2 protein-coding genes and 1 pseudogene are annotated in these 2,385 nt (G+C 63.3%); all 3 read right to left on the reverse strand.

The window, feature by feature from the left end; all coding sequences use genetic code 11:
- Positions 1-1,162 (reverse strand): type II and III secretion system protein family protein (locus ACK4SV_RS16850; protein ID WP_409919003.1); only part of this gene is annotated, 1,162 nt, incomplete at its 3' end.
- 2 nt (positions 1,163-1,164) lie between these two features.
- Complete coding sequence (gene cpaB, locus ACK4SV_RS16855) at positions 1,165-2,010, reverse strand: Flp pilus assembly protein CpaB (RefSeq protein ID WP_409919004.1); 846 nt, start codon at positions 2,008-2,010, stop codon at positions 1,165-1,167.
- Positions 2,011-2,108: 98 nt separating this feature from the next.
- Positions 2,109-2,385 (reverse strand): annotated as a pseudogene (locus tag ACK4SV_RS16860) (pilus assembly protein CpaA); the annotation flags it as partial.

Below are 2,385 nucleotides of genomic sequence, written 5' to 3' on the forward strand. Positions count from 1 at the left end.
CCTGCGAGGTAAGCTCCGACACTTCGGTCGAGACTTTCAGCGAAATGCGGCCTTCGGAGAGCACCACCGGCGTGAAGCTAAGGCCCACACCATATGGTTTGAACTCGATCTTGACCTCGCCGTTATCGCTCTGCCCGACCGGCACCGGGAATTCACCGCCGGCGAGGAATTTCGCGCTTTCGCCCGACATGGCGACGATGTTGGGCTCGGCGAGGGTGCGGACGATGCCGATCCGCTCCATGGCGTTGAGCGAAGCGCCGACGGCGGACTGTTGACGGCCACCGACGAAGTTCGTGTAGCCCGTATTGATGCCGAGGCCGCCGAGGGGCTGGCCCTGAACATTGAAGCCGGTGGATGTGCTGCCGGAGAAGGATTGCGAAAAGGGCGCATCCGGCTGCAGGGCCCGGACTGGTTCGCCTATGCCGAGTGTATTGGTGTTACCCGTAAGCGGATCAACGAAGAGGGGAAGACCGCCCTGGAAAATCTGCTGGAGGGACTGGCTGGCGAGTTCGCCGAAGCCGATGGAACCGGAGAAGTTGATGCCGAGCTGCTTGATCACGCTGCGCTGCATCTCGATGATGCGGACTTCGAGCATAACCTGATCGGCAGCGGCGATGTTCAGCATGTTGACGAGTTGCGGCGCCTCATTTCCCGCCGGGAAGAAGGCCGCCACAAGCCGGCTGATCTGGTCCGCCTGGGCGAGATTATCGACCCGGCCAGTCATGATCACGCTGCCATTGAGGCTTTCAAGGTTCACCCGGGCATCCGGCACATGCCGCGACACGGTTTCCTGCAGCGCGGCCATGTCCGTCTCGACATGGATGTTGAGGTCCAGAAGCACCTGGCCGGCGCGGTCGAAGATTAGCGCATTGGTCTGGCCGAACTCGATGCCGCGGAAGATGATCCGCTGCGAGGTCTGGACCACCGCATCGGCGATCTCCGGATTGGAGATGACGACATCCGCCGCCGGACGATCGAGTTCGACGATCATCGACTTGTTGACGCCGAGTTTCACGCGGCGCGAATTGGCCTGATCCCCCGGCGAGGTGATGTTGACACTCATGCCATTGGGCACGGCGCTCACCATCGTCTGGGTGTCAGCCATGAGCGGGAATGCCAGCGTCAGACATGCGGCGCCGGCCAGCGCGGATAAGCTGCGCATCTTCAGTTGCCTCCAACCCCGGCCGCGACCGGCTTGCTGTTTCGTATGATCGTAATGCCGCGCGCACCGCCATCGCCGCTCATCAGGTCGAAGCGCGGCTCGCGTGCCGCGCGGACGGCGTCTTCGGTCAGGGGGCGGAGCGCAATCGACAGGCTGCCGATGCGGTTGGCCAGTGTGACAAGCTCGACTTCGGTGGGGGTCAGCTCCAGCGTCGCTGTGCTGCCAATGCGGGTCGAGCCGCCATCCGGCAGGGTCGCATAGGTCTGGTCGATGGCAAGAACGCGGACATTCTTGAGCAGGGTTTGCGACAGCGTCCGGTTTGCCATGATACCGGTGGCGGGCGAGGCTTCCTGTTCAAAGGTCAGGATGAGATCCACCCGGTCGTTCGGCAGGACAAAACCGCCCGAGGCGGATTCTGGCGAGATCGAGATGGCGATGGCGCGCATGTCCGGCTCCATCAGGACCGGGAGGAGACCGGCTTCACCGCGCTTCACGATGCGCTGCTGCAGGATCGGCTCGCTGGCATAGATGGGCAGCTTGACGATGGCGCCCGCGATTTCCTCGACGGCGTCCGGGGTACGCGCCTGAGTGAAATGGGTGGGCAGAACACTTTTTTCGGGCCAGTCGGTCCAGGCGAGATCGTCTGCGGTTACCGGCGCCCCTATGGCGAGATCGCGGGTGACGATCAGGACCTTGGTTTGCGAGACTTCTTGTGTCTGGATGACCCGCTGCTGCTGGGTGACGGTTTCGGTGACGACTTGCGGCGCGCTCATCCGGGACACCAGAAGCGCCGCCCCACCTGCCGCCAGAAGGGCCAGCAAAAGGATCACAATCCGTACTGGTGACATCGCCCTCTACTCCCTCACGATCCGGCCTGCCGGCGCGGCGAGCCTGGATTCGTTACATCAATCTGGGTTAAAAATTGCACGCTCCGCCTAAAGGAACGTTAACTGACGAAACCGGCCGCCTCGAACAGGCTGGCGAGCATCGGCGAACCCGGCCCGGCGAGGAAGGCGCCGGCTGCGATGGCGACGCCGTAAGGGACGCCTGCCTCGGGCTCGAAAGGCGCACGGATGAAGCCCGGAATGATCGCGGCCGGCATGCTGCGCCGAACCATCAGGATCACCAGGGTGAACAGGCCGCCGGTCAGCGCCATCCAGAACACGAAAGGGAAAGCGGCCATCGGGCCCATCCAGAGGATTACGGCGGGGATCATCTTGGCG

It is taken from the genome of Hyphomonas sp., from assembly GCF_046313735.1.
Lineage (GTDB): Bacteria > Pseudomonadota > Alphaproteobacteria > Caulobacterales > Hyphomonadaceae > Hyphomonas.